The sequence below is a fragment of the Tabrizicola sp. M-4 genome, assembly GCF_051132405.1.
GTDB lineage: Bacteria > Pseudomonadota > Alphaproteobacteria > Rhodobacterales > Rhodobacteraceae > Paragemmobacter.
In genome coordinates, this window is the sequence record NZ_CP128606.1 from 1,975,628 (window position 1) to 1,997,065 (window position 21,438).

Annotated in this window: 19 protein-coding genes; 7 read left to right on the forward strand and 12 right to left on the reverse strand. The window is 66.4% G+C overall.

Annotated elements, in window-relative coordinates:
- The first annotated feature begins 43 nt into the window (after positions 1-43).
- Positions 44-3,499 (forward strand): transcription-repair coupling factor, encoded by a 3,456-nt coding sequence (gene mfd / locus TabM4_RS09565; protein WP_434621701.1) that lies wholly within the window; start codon positions 44-46, stop codon positions 3,497-3,499.
- A gap of 45 nt (positions 3,500-3,544) precedes the next feature.
- Here the strand turns inward: mfd and TabM4_RS09570 are convergent, their stop codons facing one another.
- The 3 genes from TabM4_RS09570 to TabM4_RS09580 form a co-directional block, all read right to left on the reverse strand.
- The gene (locus tag TabM4_RS09570; protein ID WP_434621704.1) at positions 3,545-4,762 is read right to left on the reverse strand and encodes a multidrug effflux MFS transporter; all 1,218 of its coding nucleotides are present in this window, start codon (positions 4,760-4,762) and stop codon (positions 3,545-3,547) included.
- A 164-nt stretch (positions 4,763-4,926) separates the two neighbouring features.
- Positions 4,927-5,565, reverse strand: a complete 639-nt coding sequence (locus TabM4_RS09575) for a DsbA family oxidoreductase (RefSeq protein WP_434621707.1) — start codon at positions 5,563-5,565, stop codon at positions 4,927-4,929.
- Between the two features lie 4 nt (positions 5,566-5,569).
- Entirely contained in the window at positions 5,570-7,063 is a 1,494-nt protein-coding gene (locus TabM4_RS09580) for a class I adenylate-forming enzyme family protein (protein ID WP_434621710.1), read from the reverse strand.
- Between the two features lie 117 nt (positions 7,064-7,180).
- Between TabM4_RS09580 and TabM4_RS09585 the strand changes: the two genes are divergently transcribed.
- Positions 7,181-7,804 carry a helix-turn-helix domain-containing protein gene (locus tag TabM4_RS09585; RefSeq protein ID WP_434621713.1) on the forward strand — a complete coding sequence of 208 codons (624 nt, stop codon included), beginning with the start codon at positions 7,181-7,183 and terminating at the stop codon, positions 7,802-7,804.
- Positions 7,805-7,986: 182 nt separating this feature from the next.
- Here the strand turns inward: TabM4_RS09585 and TabM4_RS09590 are convergent, their stop codons facing one another.
- The gene (locus tag TabM4_RS09590) at positions 7,987-8,103 is read right to left on the reverse strand and encodes an entericidin EcnA/B family protein (protein ID WP_434621716.1); all 117 of its coding nucleotides are present in this window, start codon (positions 8,101-8,103) and stop codon (positions 7,987-7,989) included.
- Between the two features lie 13 nt (positions 8,104-8,116).
- Positions 8,117-9,895 (reverse strand): extracellular solute-binding protein, encoded by a 1,779-nt coding sequence (locus TabM4_RS09595; protein ID WP_434621719.1) that lies wholly within the window; start codon positions 9,893-9,895, stop codon positions 8,117-8,119.
- Between the two features lie 314 nt (positions 9,896-10,209).
- Between TabM4_RS09595 and TabM4_RS09600 the strand changes: the two genes are divergently transcribed.
- Positions 10,210-10,983: a 3-hydroxybutyrate dehydrogenase gene (locus TabM4_RS09600; RefSeq protein WP_434621722.1), complete on the forward strand. Its 774-nt coding sequence runs from the start codon at positions 10,210-10,212 to the stop codon at positions 10,981-10,983.
- Positions 10,980-11,996 carry a patatin-like phospholipase family protein gene (locus TabM4_RS09605; RefSeq protein WP_434621725.1) on the forward strand — a complete coding sequence of 339 codons (1,017 nt, stop codon included), beginning with the start codon at positions 10,980-10,982 and terminating at the stop codon, positions 11,994-11,996. The genes TabM4_RS09600 and TabM4_RS09605 overlap by 4 nt, the downstream gene beginning before the upstream one ends.
- A 1-nt stretch (position 11,997) precedes the next feature.
- Here TabM4_RS09605 and TabM4_RS09610 read toward each other — a convergent pair whose 3' ends face one another.
- The 4 genes from TabM4_RS09610 to TabM4_RS09625 form a co-directional block, all read right to left on the reverse strand.
- Positions 11,998-12,678 carry a DUF502 domain-containing protein gene (locus TabM4_RS09610; protein WP_434621727.1) on the reverse strand — a complete coding sequence of 227 codons (681 nt, stop codon included), beginning with the start codon at positions 12,676-12,678 and terminating at the stop codon, positions 11,998-12,000.
- Positions 12,679-12,740: 62 nt separating this feature from the next.
- Positions 12,741-13,652, reverse strand: coding sequence for a pseudouridine-5'-phosphate glycosidase (locus tag TabM4_RS09615; RefSeq protein WP_434621730.1), 912 nt, complete (start codon positions 13,650-13,652; stop codon positions 12,741-12,743).
- Positions 13,653-13,662: 10 nt separating this feature from the next.
- On the reverse strand, positions 13,663-14,244 hold the full coding sequence (locus tag TabM4_RS09620) for a DUF1349 domain-containing protein (protein WP_434621733.1): 582 nt from the start codon (positions 14,242-14,244) through the stop codon (positions 13,663-13,665).
- Positions 14,241-15,137: a PfkB family carbohydrate kinase gene (locus TabM4_RS09625; protein ID WP_434621736.1), complete on the reverse strand. Its 897-nt coding sequence runs from the start codon at positions 15,135-15,137 to the stop codon at positions 14,241-14,243. The genes TabM4_RS09620 and TabM4_RS09625 overlap by 4 nt, the downstream gene beginning before the upstream one ends.
- A gap of 64 nt (positions 15,138-15,201) precedes the next feature.
- Here TabM4_RS09625 and TabM4_RS09630 point away from each other — a divergent pair, with 64 nt between their 5' ends.
- Positions 15,202-15,837, forward strand: coding sequence for a GNAT family N-acetyltransferase (locus TabM4_RS09630; protein WP_434621739.1), 636 nt, complete (start codon positions 15,202-15,204; stop codon positions 15,835-15,837).
- Positions 15,838-15,879: 42 nt separating this feature from the next.
- On the opposite strand, the gene TabM4_RS09635 is transcribed toward TabM4_RS09630, so the two are convergent.
- Both TabM4_RS09635 and TabM4_RS09640 read right to left on the reverse strand, forming a co-directional pair.
- Complete coding sequence (locus TabM4_RS09635; protein WP_434621742.1) at positions 15,880-17,046, reverse strand: HNH endonuclease family protein; 1,167 nt, start codon at positions 17,044-17,046, stop codon at positions 15,880-15,882.
- The gene (locus TabM4_RS09640; protein ID WP_434621745.1) at positions 17,043-18,215 is read right to left on the reverse strand and encodes an adenine-specific methyltransferase EcoRI family protein; all 1,173 of its coding nucleotides are present in this window, start codon (positions 18,213-18,215) and stop codon (positions 17,043-17,045) included. Before TabM4_RS09640 ends, TabM4_RS09635 begins: the two co-directional genes overlap by 4 nt.
- Before the next feature lie 274 nt (positions 18,216-18,489).
- On the opposite strand from TabM4_RS09640, the gene rpsB reads away from it, so the two are divergent.
- Together rpsB and tsf are read left to right on the forward strand one after the other, a co-directional pair.
- Positions 18,490-19,248 carry a 30S ribosomal protein S2 gene (gene rpsB, locus TabM4_RS09645; protein ID WP_434621748.1) on the forward strand — a complete coding sequence of 253 codons (759 nt, stop codon included), beginning with the start codon at positions 18,490-18,492 and terminating at the stop codon, positions 19,246-19,248.
- 72 nt (positions 19,249-19,320) lie between these two features.
- Positions 19,321-20,229, forward strand: a complete 909-nt coding sequence (gene tsf, locus TabM4_RS09650) for a translation elongation factor Ts (protein WP_434621751.1) — start codon at positions 19,321-19,323, stop codon at positions 20,227-20,229.
- Between the two features lie 366 nt (positions 20,230-20,595).
- On the opposite strand, the gene TabM4_RS09655 is transcribed toward tsf, so the two are convergent.
- Entirely contained in the window at positions 20,596-21,393 is a 798-nt protein-coding gene (locus tag TabM4_RS09655) for a helix-turn-helix transcriptional regulator (RefSeq protein ID WP_434621754.1), read from the reverse strand.
- Between the last annotated feature and the right edge of the window lie 45 nt (positions 21,394-21,438).

The following is a 21,438-nucleotide window of genomic DNA, read 5'->3' on the forward strand; positions in this document are numbered from 1 at the left end:
AGGCGTTGACGCCGCCGTCCCTGCGGTTAAGTCACGCGCCATCATGACGACAGCATCCCGCATCCTCCTCGGCGGCGCGCCCGAAGGCTTCGACGCCCGCCTCCTCGCCCGCGAGTTGGAAAAGGGCGCCCCCCTCATCCACATCGCCCGCGATGACAAGCGGGCCGAGGCGATGGCGGCGGCGCTGGCCATCATGGCCCCCTCTGCGACGGTGCTGGACTTTCCGGCATGGGATTGCCTGCCTTATGACCGCGTTTCACCGAACCCCAACCTTTCCGCCCGCCGCATGGCCACACTGGCGGCACTGGCCGACGGGGTCCGGGGCCCCTTCGTCCTTCTGACCACGCTCAACGCCGCAACCCAGCGACTTCCCGCGCGCGATGTGATCCGCACCGCCTCCTTCTCGGCCCGCGTGGGCGACAGGGTGGACGAGACGCGGCTGAGGGGCTTTCTCACCCGCATGGGCTTTTCGCCTGCCTCCACCGTCGCCGAACCCGGTGATTTCGCCATCCGGGGCGGGATCGTGGACCTCTGGCCGCCGGGCAGCCGCACGCCGATCCGGCTTGATTTCTTCGGCGATGTGCTGGACGGGGCGCGCCGCTTCGACCCCGAAACCCAGCGAACGACCGAGAAACTCACCGCCATCGACCTTGCGCCGATGTCCGAGGTGATCCTTGACGAGGCCGCGATCACCCGCTTCCGCCAGAATTACCGTCTGGAATTCGGGGCAGGGGGATCGGACGACCCGCTTTACGAGGCCGTCAGCGCGGGGCGCAAGCATCAGGGGATGGAACACTGGCTCCCCTTCTTCCATGACCGGCTGGAGACGCTGTTCGACTATCTCCCCGATGCGACCGTGGTGCTGGACGACCAGATTACCCCCGCCCGACTGGCGCGCTGGGAAGGGATCGAAGACCAGTACGACGCCCGGCGCGAGGCGATGACGGCCAAGGGGCGGCTCGACTCGGTCTACAAGCCCTGCGCGCCGGGGCTGCTCTATCTCGACGATGCCGGCTGGGAGGCGGCCACCGCCCCCCACCGCCTGATCCAGCTTTCGCCCAACGCCGCCTCTCCCGGCCCCGGCGTGCTGGATGCGGGAGGCCGTCTCGGGCGCAATTTCGCACCGGAACGCCAGCAGGAAAGCATAAGCCTTTTCGGTGTCTTGGCTGCCCATCTTAAGGAACAGCTTCAGGATCGGAACGTCATCATCGCCTCATGGTCCGACGGCGCGCGGGAACGGCTGGAAGGGCTTCTCTCCGACCAAGGCGTCACGGGCGCGAAACGCATCAAGGACGTCCGCGAAGTCCCTGATGGGAAAGGTGGATTGTTCCTCGCCGTCTGGGCGCTTGAGGCGGGTTTCACCGCCCCTGGCCTTGCCGTCATCTCGGAACAGGACGTGCTGGGAGACCGCCTCGTCGGCAAACCCAAACGCAAGCGCAAGGCCGAAAACTTCCTGCGCGAAGTGGACAGCCTCTCCCCCGGCGACCTTGTCGTGCATGTGGAACACGGGGTCGGGCGCTATCTGGGCATCGAGACGATCACGGCCCTCGGCGCGCCCCATGCCTGCGTCGCGCTGGAATATGCCGAAGGCGCAAAGCTTTACCTTCCGGTCGAGAATATCGAACTCCTCTCGCGCTACGGCCATGAAGAGGGGCTTCTCGACCGTCTCGGCGGTGGCGCATGGCAGGCCAAGAAGGCGCGCCTCAAGGAACGCATCCGCGAGATCGCCGACCGCCTCATGCGGATCGCCGCCGAACGCGCGCTCCGCCATGCGCCAATACTGGAGGCGCCGCATTCCCTCTGGGAGGCCTTCGCCGCCCGCTTCCCCTGGCAGGAGACCGACGACCAACTCTCCGCCATTGCCGATGTGGTGGCCGACCTCGAATCCGGCCGCCCGATGGACCGCCTGATCGTGGGCGACGTGGGCTTCGGGAAGACCGAAGTCGCCATGCGCGCGGCCTTCGTCGCGGCACTGGCAGGGATGCAGGTCGCCGTCATCTGCCCGACCACGCTGCTCGCGCGCCAGCATTACCGCAGCTTCGCCGAACGCTTTCGGGGCTTTCCGATCACGGTCAAACCCCTGTCGCGCTTCGTCAGCCAGAAGGACGCCAAGGCCACCCGCGAAGGGCTTGCCGCAGGCACGGTGGATATCTGCGTCGGCACCCACGCGCTGCTGGCAAAGGACATCCGCTTCAAATCCCTGGGCCTCCTGATCATCGACGAGGAACAGCATTTCGGCGTCGCCCACAAGGAACGGCTGAAGGAGATGCGGTCGGAAATCCACGTCCTGACCCTGACCGCCACGCCCATCCCGCGCACCCTGCAACTCTCGCTCACTGGCGTGCGCGACCTGTCGATCATCGCCACGCCCCCCGTGGACCGTCTGGCGATCCGCACCTACGTGTCGGAATTCGACCCCGTCACCCTGCGCGAGGCACTCCTGCGCGAACGCTATCGCGGCGGGCAGAGCTTCATCGTCGTCCCCCGCATCTCGGACCTGCCGGAGATCGAGGAATTCCTGCGCACCCACGTGCCGGAAGTGACCTATGTCATCGCCCATGGCCAGCTCGCCGCGGGCGACCTCGACGAGAAGATGAACGAATTCTACGACGGGAAATATGACGTCCTGCTCTCCACCACCATCGTGGAATCGGGCCTCGACATCCCCACCGCCAACACGATGATCATCCACCGCGCCGACATGTTCGGCCTAAGCCAACTCTACCAGATCCGGGGCCGCGTGGGCCGTGCCAAGACCCGTGCCTATTGCTTCCTGACGACCAAACCCCGCGCGCCGCTCACACCCTCGGCCACGAAACGCCTGCGGCTTCTGGGCAGCCTCGATTCCTTGGGTGCGGGCTTCAACCTCGCCTCCCACGACCTCGACCTGCGCGGGGCGGGGAACCTCTTGGGCGAGGAACAATCGGGCCATATCAAGGAAGTCGGCTACGAACTCTACCAGCAGATGCTGGAAGAAACGATCGCCAAGCTGAAATCCGGCGAACTCGCAGGCCCTGCCGCGCTCGACGACCAATGGGCCCCGCAGATCAACCTCGGCGTCCCCGTCCTGATCCCGGAAGACTACATCCCCGATCTCGACATCCGCTTGGGCCTCTACCGCCGCCTGACCTCGCTCACCACCAAGGTGGAACTCGAAGGCTTCGCCGCCGAGTTGATCGACCGCTTCGGTCCCTTGCCCCGCGAGGTGAACACGCTGCTGCTGGTCATGCGCATCAAGTCGATGTGCAAACGCGCGGGCATCAGCCGTCTGGATGCCGGGCCAAAGGGGGCCACGGTGCAATTCCACAACGACAAATTCGCCAATCCGGCGGGGTTGGTGGATTTCATCAAGGCCGATCCCTCTGCCCGGGTTCAGGGCAACAAGATCGTCCTCATGCGCGACTGGAAGTCCGAGGGCGACCGGATCAAGGGCGCCTTCGCCATCGCCAAGGACCTCGCCGAAAAGGTGGTGAAACCGGAAAAATCCGCGAAGCCGTAGGGCGGGGTTCACCCCGCCTCGAAGGGGCTCACACCGCAGGCTCACTCATCGCGGGATCATCCGCATCAACCCCCATCCCGCCGCCGCAAAGACCGCCACCCCGGCCATGAGCGGATAGGCCGTCCCGTCGAACATCAACCCCACCGGCACCGCCAGAACGACCGACACGACCGTCGCGATCGACCCCATCACGCTGGCCGCCATCCCCGCGATATGCCCCACAGGTTCCAGCCCCAGCGCATTCAGGTTCCCGATGGTCAGCCCGATCATGAAGAACACCCCCACCGACCACAGCAGATGCGCCGGAAAGGCCAGCGCGGGCGGCCAGATTCCCCCGGCCTTCGCCGCCAGCATCACGGCGGAAAACACCACCTGCGCCGCCAGCGTCGTGGTGACCATCCGCCGCATGCCCAGCCGGACGACGAGCTTCGCATTGATGAAACTCGCCGATCCCGACAGCACCGCGATCAGCGCGAACCAGACCGGGAACCGCTCCCCCTCGCCATAGACCTGATCGAGGATCGGCTGGGTGGCCGACAGCGTAGCAAAGAGGCAGGCGAAGACGAGCGTCTGCACCGCGATGGAGATGACGACGACCCGATGCGACAGCACCTCGACGAAGGCCGCCTTCAGCGCCGCCCCCTGCAGCGGCCGCCGGGCCTCTTTGGGCATCGTCTCGGGCTGGCGCAGCCAGAACCACAGCATCGACAGGGCCGAGAAGACGACGAAGGCAAGGAAGATCCCCCGCCAACCCGCAACCCAGATGATCCCCTGCCCGATGAAGGGCGCAATCGCGGGGACCAGCGTGAAGATCATCATCGCGAAACTGACGACCCGCGCCATCTCGCGCCCCTTGTACATGTCGCGCACCAAGGCCAGCGACACGACCCTTGGCCCCGCCGAGCCAAGCCCCTGCAACAGCCGCGCGACCAGCACCCCCTCCAACGTTGGCGAGACATAGGCCACCACCGCCGCCACGCAGTAAAGCGCCGCCCCGGCAAGGATCACGGGCTTGCGCCCGAAGGCATCCGACAGCGGACCCGCGAACAGCGTTCCGATTCCCATGCCCAGAACGAAGGAGGTCAGGATGAGTTGCGCCGCATTGGGCGCATCGGGCGAAAGCTCCGCCGCGATCTGGGGCAGGGCGGGCAGCATCGCATCGATGGAAAAGGCGATGGTCGCGAAAAGCACCGCGATCATCGCGATGAATTCGGTCTGCCCCATGCGCGGGGCGGTGACAGGAGAGGGCGCGGTCTGTGACATGGCGACAGCGCTATCATGCCCCATCCGGCACCGCCAGCATCCCCGCCGCACAGGGGTATGTGCAAAAGGGGGCCACGAATTTTCTGCGAAAATTCAGGCCCCCGCGCAGCGTATCGTCAGTGGGACCCCCGATTTTTCGCAGAAAAATCGCCTCCCCCCGAACCTCACTCCGCCAGCTTTTCCACCAACTCGTCGATCACCTGCTGCCAGACCTCCACCGGCTGCGCACCCTGCACGACGTATTGCTGCGCGATCAGGAAGGTCGGCACCGCCGAAACCCCCTTCTTCCGCGCATCTCTGTCGCGCGCCGCGATGTCATCCCCATCCGCATCCGAGGCCAGAAGCCGCGCCACCGCCGCCGCATCCATCCCCCCCTCACCGGCCAGCCGCGCCAGCGTCGCGGCATCGCCGATATCCTCGCCATCGCGCCAATGCGCCCGGAACAGCCGTGCCACCATCGGCGTCTGCTTCCCTTCGATCCCAGCCCAATGGATCACCCGATGCGCGTCCAGCGTGTTGGGCAGGCGCTTCACCTTTTCCATGTCGATCTCGGCCCCGGCCTTCTTCGCATGCTCCACGACCTGCATCATCGCCTGTATCGCGCGCTGCCGCCCGCCGAATTTCGCGGCCAGATACTCCACCTGATCCGCGCCCTCCTTCGGCATGTCGGGGTTCAACTGGAAGGGATGCCACTCGATCCGGAACGGATGGTTCGGGCGGCTCTCCAGCGCGCGGTCGAGGTTGGTCTTGCCGATCAGGCACCACGGGCAGACCGGGTCGGAAAAGATGTCCAGACGGATCATGGCGTCACACTCCTTGGGCAATGGGGCCTTGGGCGATGGGGGGGATCAGGCCCGCAAGGGCGCGACGGTTCAGCTTGTTGTTGGTGGATCGGGGCAGCGCGTCAAGCCTGACCCAAAGCCTCGGCTGCTTGTACCGGGCAAGGCAGGTTTCCGCATGGGCGGCCAGCGCCGCCTCGTCCAGCGGCGCGTCGGCCAAGTAGAAACAGGCGATCACCCGCACACCGACCCGCACCTCCACCTCCGTCACCGCGCAATCGGCGATGCCGGGACAGGCGCGCATCGCCGCCTCCACCTCCAGCGGCGAGACACGGAACCCGCCCGCATTCATCAGGTCATCCGCCCGCCCGCGATAGAAGACCGCGCCCTCGGCCGATATCTCGGCCAGATCCCCGGTCACGAACCATTCGCCCCGGAACCGCGCCTCCGTCGCCGCCGCATCCCCCAGATAGCCCAGCATCAGCCCCGGATCGCTCCGATGCACCGCCAGCACGCCCACCGCCCCCCGTGCCACCGGCAGGCCATCCTCGCCCAGCACCGCCACGCGCCGCCCCGGCTGCACCCATCCCGCCGATCCCGGCACCTGCGGTCGCGCCTCGCAGCCCGAGACATAGGTGGAAACCTCCGTCATCCCCAGCGCCTCATGCACCGCGCGCCCCGTCGCCGTCTCCCATGCCGCGCGCAGAGCCGCCGCCATCGCCTCGCCCGCGCTCAGCCCATGGCGCAGCTTGGGCAGGGCGGGCATCGGCGCGCGCAGCATCTGGCGGTAAACCCCCGGCGCTGCGGCAAAGACCGTCACGTCGAACCGTTTCATCAACAAAGGCAGCGCCGCCGCCTCCACCCCCGGCGCGGGCACCATCGCCACCGCCCCCACCGTCCACGGGTCCATCAACCCCGTCCCCAGCGTATAGGTCCAGTTGAACGCGCCCGCATGCAGGACGCGGTCGCCATCGCCGATCCCCTCCCACCCGCGATGCATCATTCCCCGCGCCCAGATCGCCCGATGCGCATGGCCCACCGCCTGCGCCCGCCCCGACGTGCCCGAGGTGAAAACCGCATAGGCCAGCCGCTCCGGATCGCCCATGTCCCAGTCACAAGGGGGCAGGGCTTCCCAGCCCATCACCTCCGCCGCCGTGACCGCAGGGCAGGGCAGGGGCTCCGGCAGCGCCACCCCATCCCCCGCCACGATCAGCGCAGGGCCCAGCAGCGCCGCCATCCGCGTGATCTCCGCCACGGTCAGCCCTGCCGGGGTGGGCACAGGCACCAGCCCCGCCGCGATAGCCCCCAGAAAGGCCACCGGAAAGGCCACCTCGTTGCCCAGCCGCATCAGCACCCGGTCCCCCGGTCGCAACCCCCGCGCCAGCAACCCCGTCCCGCAGCCCCGCACCGCCGCCAAAAGCCGCGCATAGCTCCACCGTTCCGCCCCGCGCGGGCTGATGATCTGCAACGCCATGCGGTCCGGAAAGCGCGCGGCAGAGGCCTCCAGAACATGCCGCGCCATGTTGAACGGGGCGGGGCAGGGCGGCCATGGGGAAAGATCGATCTCGGACAGCATCCCGCCTTTCTAGGCCCCCACGCCGCCGTTGCAAGCGGGCCGCGAACCAAGTAATCCGCAGCCATGGCCGGATCCGACCCCAAAACCCTCATCCGCATCGCCCGCGAGAACGGGACGGAACCCCCTGTCGCACCGCTGAACCTTGGCGAACGGGTCCGCGACCTGCGCAAGGCGCGCGGCTGGACGCTGGAACAGGCCGCCACGCAGGCGGGCCTTGCCCGCTCCACCCTGTCCAAGATCGAGAATGGCCAGATGTCGCCCACCTACGAGGCGCTCAAGAAACTGGCCGAGGGGCTGGCGATCTCGGTCCCGCAACTCTTCACCCCGCCGTCGAAGGCGCAGGTCTCGGGCCGCATGGCGGTGACGAAACAGGGCGAGGGGCAGGGGCACGCAACCGCCACCTACGAACACGAACTCCTCGGCGGTCAGCTGACGCGCAAGCAGATGCTGCCCTACCGCGCCCGCATCCGCGCGCGGGATGTCGAGGAATTCGACGGCTGGGTCCGCCATGACGGCGAGGAATTCCTCTACGTCCTGACCGGCGTCATCCGGCTCTACACCGAATTCTACGAACCCGTGGACCTGCGGCGCGGCGACAGCGCCTATTACGATGCCTCCATGGGGCACAATGTCATCAGCCTGTCAGAAGAGGACGCGACGATCCTCTGGGTGACCTCGCTCGTCTGACGTGGTTTCCTGACGCAGGAAACGCATTGAAGTCCGACGCGGATTTCGGCGCCCTCCGGGCGCGACGCCCGCCCCCGGAATTTGCGTCAAATTCCGTCGCGATTTCCGCGCCGGAAATCGCCCCCGCCAAAGCAGAAGGCCGGGCACAAGGCCCGGCCCCCGCGAAATTCCGGCGTCGCGCGTCAGAACATGTTGCCCACGGCCCGCGCCCCGGACGAGATGTCCTGACCCGCACCCTCGATCGTCGCGCATCCCGCCAATGCAGCCAGCACCGCCAGCAGAGCCACAGCCTTCCTCATCGTCCGCTCCTCATCAGTCCTCATACCACCAGACTTCCGGCTGAAAGCCCGGCCAGTCGCCATAAAGCGGCAGCCGCTCGGGGAACTTCAACTCCTTCCGATGCGCCAGCCGCGACACGTCCGAATACCAGATCGGGATCACATACCGCCCCGTCGTCAAGATACGGTCCAGGGCCTGCACGGCGGCAATGAACTCATCCGGGTTCCGCGCCGCAACCATGGTGGCGATCATCGCCTCGGCGGCAGGCGAATTCATGCCCATCCAGTTGCGTGTGCCCGGCTCCGTCACCCCCGCCGAACCCCAATACAGCGTCTGCTCGTTCCCCGGCGACAGCGACAAGGACCGGATGTAATGGGTCATGTCGAAATCGTAATTCGTCGTGCGCTCCTTGTATTGGGCCGAATCGATGGTCACGACCCGCGCCTCGATCCCCAGCCGCTTCAACCCTTCCACATAGATCGTGGCCGCGTTGATGATGTCGGTCGCCCCGTTCACCAGCACGATCTCAAAGGCGAAGGGCTCCCCGGCCGCGTTCTTCAACACGCCGTCCTGCACCGTCCAGCCCGCCTCTTCCAGCAGGGCCGTCGCCGCCCGGATCGCGCCCCGGTTCGCCTCGCTCCCGTCCCCCACCGGCAGTGCATAGCCCTCCATCGCGCCGGGCAGCAATTCGCCCCGGAACGGCTCCAGCAATTCCGCCACGCGCCCCTCGGCAGGCGCGCCGGGCACCATCCCCAAGGGCGAGTTGGAAAAATAGCTCTGGATGCGCGGCGGGATGCCGCCGTTCAGCGTGCGGTTGACCAGTTCGAAGTTGAAGGCCGTGATCAGCGCCTCGCGCACCCGCCAATCCTGAAAGATCGGGCGACGCGTATTGAAGACGAACCCCTCGATCCCGGATGGCCGCGCATGCGGGATCACCGATTTCACCACCTCGCCGGATGTGACGGCAGGGAAATCGTATTGCTGTTCCCATTTCACCGGGTTCGTCTCGCGCCAACTGGTGATCTCGCCCGCCTTGAAGGCCTCGAAGACCACGCCGCCATCGCCGAAATAGTCATAGCGGATCTCGTCCAGATTGTGCTGCCCCCGGTTGAAGGCCAGATCCGCCCCCCACCAATCGGGGTCCTTGCGATAGGTGACGAACCGCCCCGGCTCCAGATCCGCCACCACATAGGGCCCAGAACCGATCACCGGCTCAAGAGAGGAGGCCGTGAAATCCTTCCCCTCCCACTGCGCCTTCTTCAAGACAGGCCGCAGACCAAGAAGCAGCGGCAATTCCCGATCCTCCGTGTTGAAGGTGAATCGCACGCCGCGCTCCCCCACCTTCTCCACGCGCGCCACCTTCGCATAGGCGGCGGCATAGCGCGGCTGCCCCTTGGTCCCCAGCGTCTCGAAGGACCAGATCACATCCTCCACCGTCACCGGGCTCCCGTCCGAGAATCGGGCCTCGGGCCGCAGGGTGAATTCCACGAAACTGCGCGACTCATCGGTCACCACCGATTCGGCCAGCAGACCGTACAGCGTGAAGGGCTCGTCATAGGACCGGCCCAGCAGTGTCTCGATCGTAAGGGCGCTGACACCCGCCGGGGCGATGCCGTTCACGATGAACGGGTTCAGGGAATCGAACCCCCCGCTCTCGCCGAAGACGATCCGCCCGCCCTTGGGGGCATCCGGGTTTGCATAGGGCAGGGACACAAAATCCGGGGGCAGGGCGGGCTTTCCATACATAGCTATGCCATGCGTATCCGCGCCTGCCGCCACCGGCGTGATCGCACAGATGAAGGCGGCGGCCATGCCCCTGATCCCGGCGAAAGTCACTGTCCCCATACCTGCAACACTCCTCGAAGCGACGTTTTTATTGACAGCGAGCCTAGACCCGCTTGCCAGCCTTTTCAAACTTTTAGCTTGGATACCGGCAACAGGGCGCGTATATAGACTGTACTGCTCGATAGGTTTCTTGCCTGTATGAAACCTGCCTCAATAACTGAACGCCGGCCTCTGGCCGGCGTTTTTTTATGCATCACACCCCCGCGACAGCCGCGTAACAGGGGTAGAATTCGCCCCCGCAGCATGCATAGCTTTCGCAGATGCAGCAAAAGGGGGCCATCATGGACCTGAAGGGCAAGACCGCCATCATCACCGGATCGAATTCCGGCATCGGCCTTGGCGTTGCCGAGGAATTGGCCAAGGCGGGCGCCGACATCGTCATCAACAGCTTCACCGACCGCCCCGAGGATCACGCGCTCGCCGCGCGCCTCGCCGCCGATCACGGCGTCACCGCCCGCTACATCGCCGCCGACATGTCCGATGCCACCGCCTGCCGCGCGCTGGTGGAAAAGGCCGGGGCCTGCGACATCCTCGTGAACAATGCAGGCATCCAGCATGTCGCCCCGGTCGAGGAGTTCCCGGTCGAAAAGTGGAACCAGATCCTCGCCATCAACCTCTCCTCCGCCTTCCACACCACCGCCGCCGCCCTGCCGGGGATGCGGGCAAAGGGATGGGGGCGCATCGTCAACATCGCCTCCGCCCATGGCCTGACCGCCAGCCCCTTCAAATCCGCCTATATCGCGGCCAAGCACGGCGTCGTCGGCCTGTCCAAGACCGTGGCGCTGGAAACGGCGGGGCAGGGGATCACCTGCAACGCCATCTGCCCCGGCTATGTCCTCACCCCCTTGGTCGAGGCGCAGATCCCCGATCAGATGAAGGTCCACAACATGGACCGCGACACCGTCATCCGCGAGGTGATGCTCCTGCGCCAACCCTCGCGCCAATTCGCCACCACCGAACAGATCGGCGGCACGGTGGTCTATCTTTGCTCGCCCTATGCCGATCAGGTGACCGGCACCACGATCAGCGTGGATGGCGGCTGGACGGCGCTGTGACCACCCGCCTCAACCTCGCCCTGCAGGGTGGCGGCGCCCATGGCGCCTTCACCTGGGGCGTCCTCGACCGCCTGCTGGAGGAGGAGGGGCTGGAAATCGCCGCCCTCTCCGGCACCTCCGCAGGTGCGCTGAACGCCGCCGCCCTGAAGGCCGGGATGATCGCGGGCGGCCGTCAGGGCGCGCGCGACAGCCTCGCCGCGCTCTGGGCGCAGGTGGCCAATGTCGGCGATTTCCGCATGGCCCGCTGGATGCAGCCCTTCTGGTCCGCCTCCCGCCTCGTCTCCGAGGCGGTGGAAACCGCCTTCCCCGTCTCGCCCCAAGGCATCGCCGCGCAGGTCTGGTCGCCCTATGGCTGGGGTCCGTTCTGGGAAAACCCGCTGGAACCCGTGGTCCGCCGTCTCGATTTCTCCGGCGTCTGCCACTCCGAAGGCCCGCGCCTTTTCGTCGGCGCGACCAATGTCCGCACGGGGCGCATCCGCATCTTCGAAGGCGACGCCCTCACGCCCGAGGCGCTTCTCGCCTCCGCCTGCCTGCCTTCCGTCTTTCAGGCCGTCACCATCGAGGGCGAGGCCTATTGGGACGGCGGCTATTCCGGCAATCCCGCGCTCTTCCCCCTCTATGCCCCGGACCTGCCTGACGACATCGTCATCGTCTCCATCAACCCTTGGCTGCGCGATGCCGTGCCCATGTCCCCGCTCGACATCCAGAACCGCATCAACGAAATCAGCTTCCACGCCGCCCTTCTGGGCGAACTCCGCGCGGTGAACTTCGTCAAACGCCTGATCGCCGAAGGCCGTATGGAACGCGGCCGCATGAAGGATGTCCTGCTCCACCTCATCGCCGATGACGGGCTGATGACCGACCTTTCCGCCACCACCAAGCTCTCGCCCAATCCGGCGCTGATCGACCGTCTCTTCACCGCTGGCCGCGACGCCTGCCACGGCTTCCTCGGCCAGCACCGCACGGCCCTTGGCCGCCACGCCAGCCTCGACCTCGCCGCCCTCTTCGGCTGACCTACTTGCCGATCAACGGCTCCTTCACCGCCGGATAGACCAGCCCCCCCGAAACCACCAGTTTCGCCGCCTCGTCGGGCTTCATGTCCAGAAAGATCACATCTGCCCGCGGCACATAGATCAGCACGCCCGAGGTCAGCGGCGTCAGCGCCACGAAGACCGCGATCATGTCCGCCCCCGGCAGTTTCGCCGCGATCTCTCCCTTCGGCGTCGTAGCGACCAGTCCCACCGACCAAGACCCTTCCCGCGGGAACTGCACCAGACAGGTGCGGTCGAAGGTCTTCTCCTTCTGCGCGAAGACCGTCTCGGTGATCTGCTTCAACCCGCCATAGACCGACCGCACCACCGGCACCCGGTCCACCAGCAATTCCGCCTGACTCATGAAGGCCCGGCCAAGGAACCCGCGCGCCATCCAGCCGATCAGCACCGTGAAGACAAGGAACACCGCCACGCCCACGCCGCGCAGCGGGAAATTCGCCTCCGGCCCAAGGAAGCGATGCACCAAGGCCTCCGGCTGATAGGCCGCCGGGATCAGGGGCAATATCCACCCGTCCAGCCAGCCCACGACCGACCAGATCAGCCACAGGGTCAACCCCGTGGGCAGCACGACGACCAGTCCTGTCAGAAAACTCGCCCGCAGCGCGCCCAGAAGGCTGCGCCGCGGCGGTGTTGTTTCGCTCATTGCCCCGGTTCCCTTGTTCCCGCCAATTTAGGAACAGCTTGGGGCCCAGACAACCCGCAGCATCACGCCCCGCGCGCCAAGGCCTCCGCAATCGCCGCACCAAGGCGGGCATTGTTCAGAACGAGGGCGATATTCGCCTCCAGCGACCGCCCCCCGGTCAATTCGAAGATGCGCTGCAAAAGAAAGGGCGTCACCGCCTTCGCGGCAATTCCCTGCGCCGCGGCCTCGGCCAATGCCTGCTCCACCACCGGCATGATCTCGGCCCGTGCAATCTCGGCCTCCGCCGGAATCGGATTGGCCACCAACTGCCCCCCCGGCAGACCCAGCGCCGCCCGCATCCGCGCCGCCGCCGCGATCTCCTCGGAGCTGTCCATCCGGAGCGGCGCCTTCAACCCCGAATCCCGCGACCAGAAGGCCGGAAAGGCCTCCTGCCCAAAGGCGATCACGGGCACCCCCGCCGTCTCCAGCCATTCCAAGGTCTTCGGCAGGTCCAGAATGGCCTTCGCCCCGGCAGCCACCACCGTCACCGCCGTCTGCGCCAGTTCCGGCAGATCCGCGGAAATGTCGAAGGATGTCTCCGCCCCGCGATGCACGCCGCCGATCCCGCCCGTGGCAAAGACCGAAATCCCCGCCAGCCGCGCGCAGATCATGGTGGCCGCCACCGTCGTGGCCCCGGTCCCGCCCGTCGCGACGCAAGCGGCCAGATCCGCCCGGCTCAGCTTCGCCACGCCCCGCGCCTGACCAAGCCCCTCAAGCTCCGCCTCCGTCAGCCCCACATGGATGCGGCCCGCCATCACGGCCATCGTCGCGGGCACCGCGCCATGGGCGCGCACCTCCGCCTCCACCCGCCGCGCCGTCTCCACATTCTGCGGCCATGGCATCCCATGGGTGATGATCGTGGATTCCAGCGCCACCACCGGCGCACCATCGCGCAGCGCCGCCGCCACCTCGGGCGCGAAAACCAGACGATCCATCGCTCTCTCCTTACAATCCGTTATGCAGGTCCCGCGCGATCGGCGGCCCCCTGCGATAGTCGCTGAACAGGACCTCAAACCCGCCGCGTTCCGGCGAACAGGCCATCACGCCCACCTGCGCTGGCCCATCCCCCGGCAGATGCCCCAGCCGCGCCAGAAACCAGCCGCCCCCGGGCCGCGCCACATCCACCCGCACCGCATCGCCATGCCGGCTCAGCCGCAGCCGCACCCGCGCGGCGTCGAAGGGCAGGGGCATCGTCGCCCAGTCGGATTTGCCATCGGTGACCACGGTCGAAAAGACCGGCACCCCGTCATTCACCTCGATCCCGCACTTGATCCAATGCCGATCCGACAGACGCATCATCAACCCCGCCTGATCATAAAGCGCCTCATAGCGCCCCACGATCACCACCTCGGCGGTGAAATCGCCCGGCACCTCCTCCCACAGGAAATGCCCAGAATGGCGGGTGAACCCGTAAAAGGTCTCGCGCCAGAAATCCGTGCCCTCGGCGGTGACGACGCGCAGCGCCTCTCCCTCTACCGCCGCCATGGCGGGCGGGTTCAACCATGCCATTCTGTCAAAGACGCTCATGCCGGGGCCTCCCCGCTCACATAGACCGCCGCAGCCCGGATCGCCGCCGCCAGCGCCGCCGCCCGGTCCGCGCCGCGCCGTTCCGCCACGACATGCGCCGCCATGAACGTATCCCCGGCCCCCGTGACCCGCGTCACCATCACCTGCGGCGGATGATCCACGATCACCCCCGCGCCCCGCGCCCCCTCGGCACAGGCCCGCCCGCCATCGGTGACCAGAACCCGCGCCGCACCGCGCGCCAGCAACCCCTCCGCCGCCGCGCCCGCGCTGTCATAGGCCTCATGCCCGATCAGCCGCGCCTCTTCGAGGTTCACGTAAAGCACCGCCCCGCGATGCCCCATCAAGGGCAGCAACCGCTCCGCCTTGCCCGGGCTGGCAGGCGCCACCCGCAGATCCGCCGCCGCGAACAGGGGCGACCCTGCGATCTCGGCCAGAAGATGCACCGTCAGGTTCCCGTCAAGCGCGATCATCCCCGCCCATGGCGCCTCGGCCGAGCCCAGCGATCCATCCGCCAAGGGCCGCAGGATCTTTTCCCCCGCCGCCTCCAGCGAATGCGCGTCGGCAATGGCGGCGATCAACCCGTTTGCGCCCTCCACCGCCATGTACTGATCCGTCGGCAGGTCCTCCGACCGATAGGCGAAACCCGTCTCCACCCCCAGCCGCCCGCAGGCCGCGACCAGTTCCTCCCCCGCCGCATCCCGCCCGATGGAGGTCAGCACCGCAGGCCGCAGCCCGAACCGCGCCAGCGTCATGGCGATGTTCATGGCGACGCCACCGGGCAGCCGCGTGATCCGCCCCGGCACGTCCGACCCCTGCCGCATGGCAAGCGAGGACCGCCCGATGATGTCCCACAGGACCGAACCGATGCAAAGGATGTCAGGCTGCGCGCTCATGCCCCCATCTAGAGGCGAAGGGCAGGGGCTTTCAACCCGTCCCGCAACATGCCATGCCTTCCCCATGCCCGACCTGCGCCCCGCCACCAAGGACGACGCCGCCATCATCGTTTCGCTGATGGACATGGCCAGCCACGGCATGGCCCGCGCGCTCTGGGCCGCGCTCACCCCGCCCGGCGAAGACCCGGAAACCTTCGCCCTCCGCCGCGCGCAGCGCGACACGGGCGGGTTCAGCTATCGCAACACCCGCATCCTCATGTCCGAAGGCCAGCCCGCCGGGATGATCATGTGCTGGACCCTTCCCCCCGAACCGCTGCCGACCCAAGACCTTCCCGCCACCGCCCGCCCGCTGGTGGAACTGGAAAACCTCGCCCCCCGCCACGCGCTCTACATCAACGCTCTGGCCGTCTTCCCCGCCCACCGCCGCCGCGGCCTCGCCCGCCTCATGCTGGCGCAGGCGGGGCAGGGCCCGCAGGCCCTGATCGCCGCCGCCCCCCGAAACCCCGTCCCGGGCCCGACCGTGGACGTCGCGGCCCGCCGCGCGGAGGCCCCGGATCATGTCCGGGGCGGGGTCACCCCGCCGGAGGTGGCACTCGCCCTCTACCACGCCGCAGGCTTCCGCGAAGCCGCCCGCCGCCCCGCGCAGGGCGATGCCCATTGGCAACCCGATTTCCCCGACTGGGCGCTCCTGACCCGCTGAAGGACGCTTCCACAGCGCGAAACGGCCTGCCCGGGTCCAGCCTCACCTGTTCCCCTTCGCCCGGTTATGCGTCACGCACAGCATCTCGCAATTGGCGGCATCCGTCTTTCCGCCCCTCGACCAAGCCGCGACATGGTCCGCCTCCATCTCCTTTAACGCCCAGATCTTCCCGGCATGGGCTGCATTGCCCACCGCGCAAAGCGGGCAGTTCGACCGTCCGGTCGCCCGCGCCGCTGCGGTCTGCGCCTCATAGACCTGCCGCCTGACCGAGTCTTCGAACAGCCGCACGTCCAGAAGCTGCGTCTGCACCTCGCCGCCCAGCACGAATTCATAGATGCCCCGCTTGTCCTTCACCGCCTCATCCGCGCGCAGGGCGCTCACCCGCGCCTCCACCGCCGCAGGGTCAAAGCCCGTCCCTCGATATGCCTCATACAGCCGCCCCCAGTCCAACCCGCGCATCTCCGGGTCGGGCGGGCGGATGAAGACGGCATCGATCCAGCCCATCACCGCCTCGAAGTAACCCTGCAACCCCGCGATGCCCGTATCCTGCCGATGCTGCGCCATATACCCGTCGACCGTCATCCCCTGCGACGCCGCCACCCATGACAGCGCGACCGCCAGCACCTCCTGCCGCTTCGGGTCCCCGGTCACATAGGCCGCCCAACGCTGCTGGTTGGCATTGGAGGAATTCGAAAACACCGCCTTGGCCGCCGTCACGAACGGCCCGGAATAGATCGCGTTCAGTATTTCCTGCGGTTTCAGTTGGACGCCCGCGATGTTTATCGTCTGGAACCAGTCCTTTATCTCCCTCTCCGTCCCCGAGCAGATGTAGACGAGAAGGCGGGCCTCCATGATCCTTTCCCGCTCCTCCCGCGACAGCGAAGAAAAGGTCTGCTCGCGCCCATCCCGCCGGATCGCGAATTTCCCGGTGACGAAACGCCCGATGCTGGTGATGCGCTGCTGGCCGTCCAGCACCTCCAGTCTGCCATCCCCGTCATTGAAATAGATCAGACCCAGCGGATAGCCCCGCAAGAGCGAGTCGATCACCGCGACATCGCGCTTGCCATCGCCATAGATGTAATTGCGCTGATATTCCGGCTGGATCACAAGCCTTCCGGCCAGCCCGAAAAGCCCCTTGCCCTCCAACTCGCTGAAGTGGAACCCTTCCACGATCTCCCGGACGCTGAATTGCTGCAGGTCGGCCTTCATTTCGCGGCCCCCTTCCTGCGGATCAGGATCCGCTTGAATACCTTGACCCCTTCAACCACACCCGATGCATTCAGGTCATATGTTCCCGGCTTGCCAAAGCGGGCGGCATAGGCATCCCGGCATTCCTGCGACGTGTAGACACGCGTGCGGAAAGGGTTGTCCGGCGCGTTGGACTCGGTTGTTCCAAGGATTTCGAACTGGTCGGGATTGTATTTGTCCAGAAAGGTGATGGGCACACCCATCACACCGTCATAGTCAGACGGAATTGCATCCGTAAAGCCAACTTCAATGGCATCATAGTTATCGTAGCGTGCATAGCCGATCCCCCGCACCTCCTTGTGGCGGCTGAACTTGATGTTCTCCGCCATGGTCATCAACTGAAGCGGCTCGTGCCGTCGCCCATGGTCGATGTTTGTGAACCAGCGCACGGATTTCACGCGGATGTACTTGTTCCCTTCGGCATCCACTCGGAACCCTGCCGCATCCAGCGGATAGCTGTGGGGAACGCGGAACTCCCGGTCGCCGCTGGTGATCGTCGGCCCCAGCCACAGCCTGTTCTGCTGGATCAGCGGGAAGATCTCGCTGTAGGTCGTCGCATTGCTGTTCCCGATGACCGAGAATTTCTTCCCCCCCGCCACCAGCCATGCCACGAAATCGCGGAACAGGCTGAAGGGCGGGTTCGTCACCACGATATCCGCCTCATCCCGCAGCGCCGTCACCTCGCGGCTGCGGAAATCGCCATCCTCCTCAAGATAGCTCCACCGCAGGTCGTCGATATCGATACGGTCGTCGGCATTCCTGTCCGCATCCAGCACGAAGACCCGCCCCCGCTTCATCGACTTGGCGGCGCTGTAATCGGGGCTCGCCGTCTCGAACAGGGTCGGCTGATAGAAACTGCCGCCCGCATTGCTGCGCGGGGCATAGCTGGTGGAAATCAGCTTCCTCAGCCCGAAATCCCGGAAATGCAGCGCGAATAACTTGGTGAAGTTGCTCCATTCCGGGTCATCGCAGGGCAGCAGGATCGTCTTGCCCCGGAACACATCCGGATCGTATTCCAGATAGGCATTCATCTCGCGTTCGATATCCGCCCATTGGGTGTAGAACTCGTCGTTCTTCGCCCGCTTGGCATTCGACAACGCCAGATTGCCGGATAACGGCTTGGCACTCATTACTACGTCCCGTACTCGCACAGGGATTCAACACACACGAATCCTCATCGTGATCATTATCAGGACTTCCCGTTGCTGTAACGTAAAGGTCGAAGGGGCGGGAAAGGACCAAATCCCCCAACCCCACTTGCGCATCCCGGCAAAACCCCCTAAAGGCACGCGCACTTCACAGGCTTCGCTTGGGCTTGACGGGGAGAAATCCCGTCCGGTCCGCCGGTTGTCCCGCAGGGGATGAGACAGCGAGGCCAAGGGCTAAACCGGAAAGGAATAGGACATGGCTCTTCCCGAGTTCTCCATGCGTCAGCTGCTTGAAGCTGGCGTCCACTACGGCCACCAGACCGCACGCTGGAACCCCAAGATGGGCGAATACATCTACGGGGACCGCAACGGCATCCACATCATCGACCTGACCCAGACCGTTCCCATGCTGGAACAGGCGCTGAAGGTCGTGCGCGACACCGTCGCCAAGAACGGCCGCATCCTCTTCGTCGGCACCAAGCGTCAGGCCCAGAAGCCGATCGCCGAAGCCGCCGAGAAATGCGCCCAGTTCTACATGAACCACCGCTGGCTGGGCGGCACGCTGACCAACTGGAAGACCGTCTCCCAGTCGATCAACCGCCTCAAGCAGATCGACGAGCTGATGGCGCATGGCGCCGAAGGCCTGACCAAGAAAGAGCGCCTGAACATGGAGCGCGAGCAGGCCAAGCTTCAGGCCTCCCTCGGCGGCATCCGTGAAATGGGCGGCACCCCGGACCTGATCTTCATCATCGACGTGGGCAAGGAAGACCTCGCCATCCTCGAGGCGCAGAAGCTCGGCATCCCGGTCGTGGCCGTGGTCGACACCAACTGCTCGCCCAAGGGCGTGGATTACGTCATCCCCGGCAACGACGACGCGGCGCGCGCCATCGCGCTCTACTGCGACCTCGTCGCCCGCGCGGCGCTTGACGGCATGTCCGCCCAGCTGGGCGCCGCCGGCATCGACCTCGGCGCGCTGGAAACCGCGCCGGAAGAAGAAGCCGTCGCCGAAGCCTGATCGCTGCCCCTCACGGGGCGTATGCCCGGCAGGGATACCTGCCGGGTCACACAGGAATTTCAGGAGTCTGACATGACGATCACCGCAAGCATGGTGAAGGAACTGCGCGATTCGACCGGCGCAGGGATGATGGATGCCAAGAAGGCGCTGACCGAGACGAATGGCGACATGGAAGCCGCCGTCGACTGGCTGCGCACCAAGGGCCTCGCCAAAGCCGCCAAGAAGGCCGACCGCGTCGCCGCCGAAGGCCTCGTCGGCGTCGCCGTGACCACCGGCAAGGGCGTCGCGGTCGAGATCAACTCGGAAACCGACTTCGTCGCCAAGAACGAGGATTTCCAGGCGCTGGTCCGTGACGTGGCCAACGTCGCCCTGACCGTCGGCGAGTCGGTCGAGGTGGTGAAGGCCGCCGCGCTGAACGGCAAGACCGTCGACACCGTGATCCAGGAAGCCATCGCCCGCATCGGCGAGAACATGACCTTCCGCCGCCTGCACGTTCTGGAAGGCGACACCGTCGTCTCCTACGTCCACAACGCGGCGACCGCGGGCATGGGCAAGATCGGCGTCCTCGTCGCGCTGAAGGGCGATGCCGCCAAGGCCGAAGAGATCGGGCGCCAGTTCGCGATGCACATCGCGGCGACCAACCCGCTCTCGCTGTCCGAAGCGACCCTCGACCCGGCCGTGGTGGAGCGTGAACTCGCCGTCCAGACCGCCAAGGCGCTGGAAGAGAACGCGGCCTCCTCGAAGCCCAAGCCCGAGCAGGTGATCCACAACAACATCATCCCGGGCCGGATGAAGAAGTTCCTGTCGGAAAACACGCTGCTGGGTCAGGCCTTCGTGATCAACCCCGATCTGACGGTCGAACAGGCCGCCAAGGAAGCGGGCGTGGAAATCACCGGCTATGCCCGCGTCGCCGTCGGCGAAGGCATCGAGAAGAAGCAGGAAGATTTCGCCGCCGAAGTCGCCAAGGCGCTTCAGGGCTGATCGCTCCGCTGACCAAAGACAAAGGCCCGTCCCGCAAGGGGCGGGCTTTTTCCTTTGCCCCTTCGGAAGGCAGGGCAGGGGGCCCGCGCATGAAAAAACGGTGCAGCCTTGCGACTGCACCGTTTCACCATTCTCCGGCCTTGGGGATTAGGCCGGAAACACTCGACAAGCCGGTCGGGCGGCGGGAAATTTCCACCCTCGCGGCAGGGCCCGACGCTCCCCCCGGGGAGGGGAAACAGGCCCGCTGATGGATGCGGCGAAATCGCGGCCGTTCACCCCGTCAGCCGTCCCTTGGCCGAAGCCGTCACTCTGCGGGACTGCGGCCTTATGATCAGTTTACCCAGCGTCAGGATAGTCAGGGAATCCCTACCTCGCCGCCGTGGCATGGGGGGCAGGGGGCGCACAGGCCCCTTCCTTCTGGAAGATCATGTTCAACAGCGCGGCCTTGGCCACCGCCTGCGCCGTCGTCTCCACATCCAGCGCCTCGCGCGCAAGGCGCAGATGCTTTTCCACCATCGCGGGCGACACCCCCATCAACAACGCCACGTCCTGCGTCGTCTTGCCATCGGCCACCCATTCCAACGCCTCGCGCTGGCGCTGCGTCAGCGGTCGCCGCCGCATCGCGCCCGGCAGGTTCACGATCTTCAGATGCATCATGTTGGCCACCGCCATCACCGCATCCCCGTCACGCGCCCAGATCGCATCCACCCCGTCATGGTCGATCCCCGGATCGGCGATCAACCCCAGCGCCCCCTTCGCCCGGCTGGAGGCCTCGGGGAAACTCACCGTGACCCCCGCGCGGATCCCCATGGCCGCATTCTGCCGCACCGCCGCCGTCTCATCCGCGCTCAACTCCCCGCGCTCCAGCGCCTCCTGCACCCAGCGCCATGTGCAGGCCCCGGTATTCTCCTGCGCCCAACGGAAGGCCGGCGTCCGCGCATAAAGCCCGCCCGAGAAATAGCGCCGCGCGTAATCGGCATCCGCCGTCGTCAGAAAGACCGCATCCTCCGGGTCCCCGATGGACCGGTCGCTGAGGAACCGGGTAAAGCCATAATTCACCCGCCCGAATCCCAGTCCCGCAAAATAGCCCGTCGCCGCTTCCCATACCGGACGGACGGCGGTTGCCTCGGCAATCCGCGACAAAAGCGTCAGAACCTCGCTCAAGGCCTCGTCCCCATCCCCTCGGCGCCGTGTCTCCGCCGGCGCGTC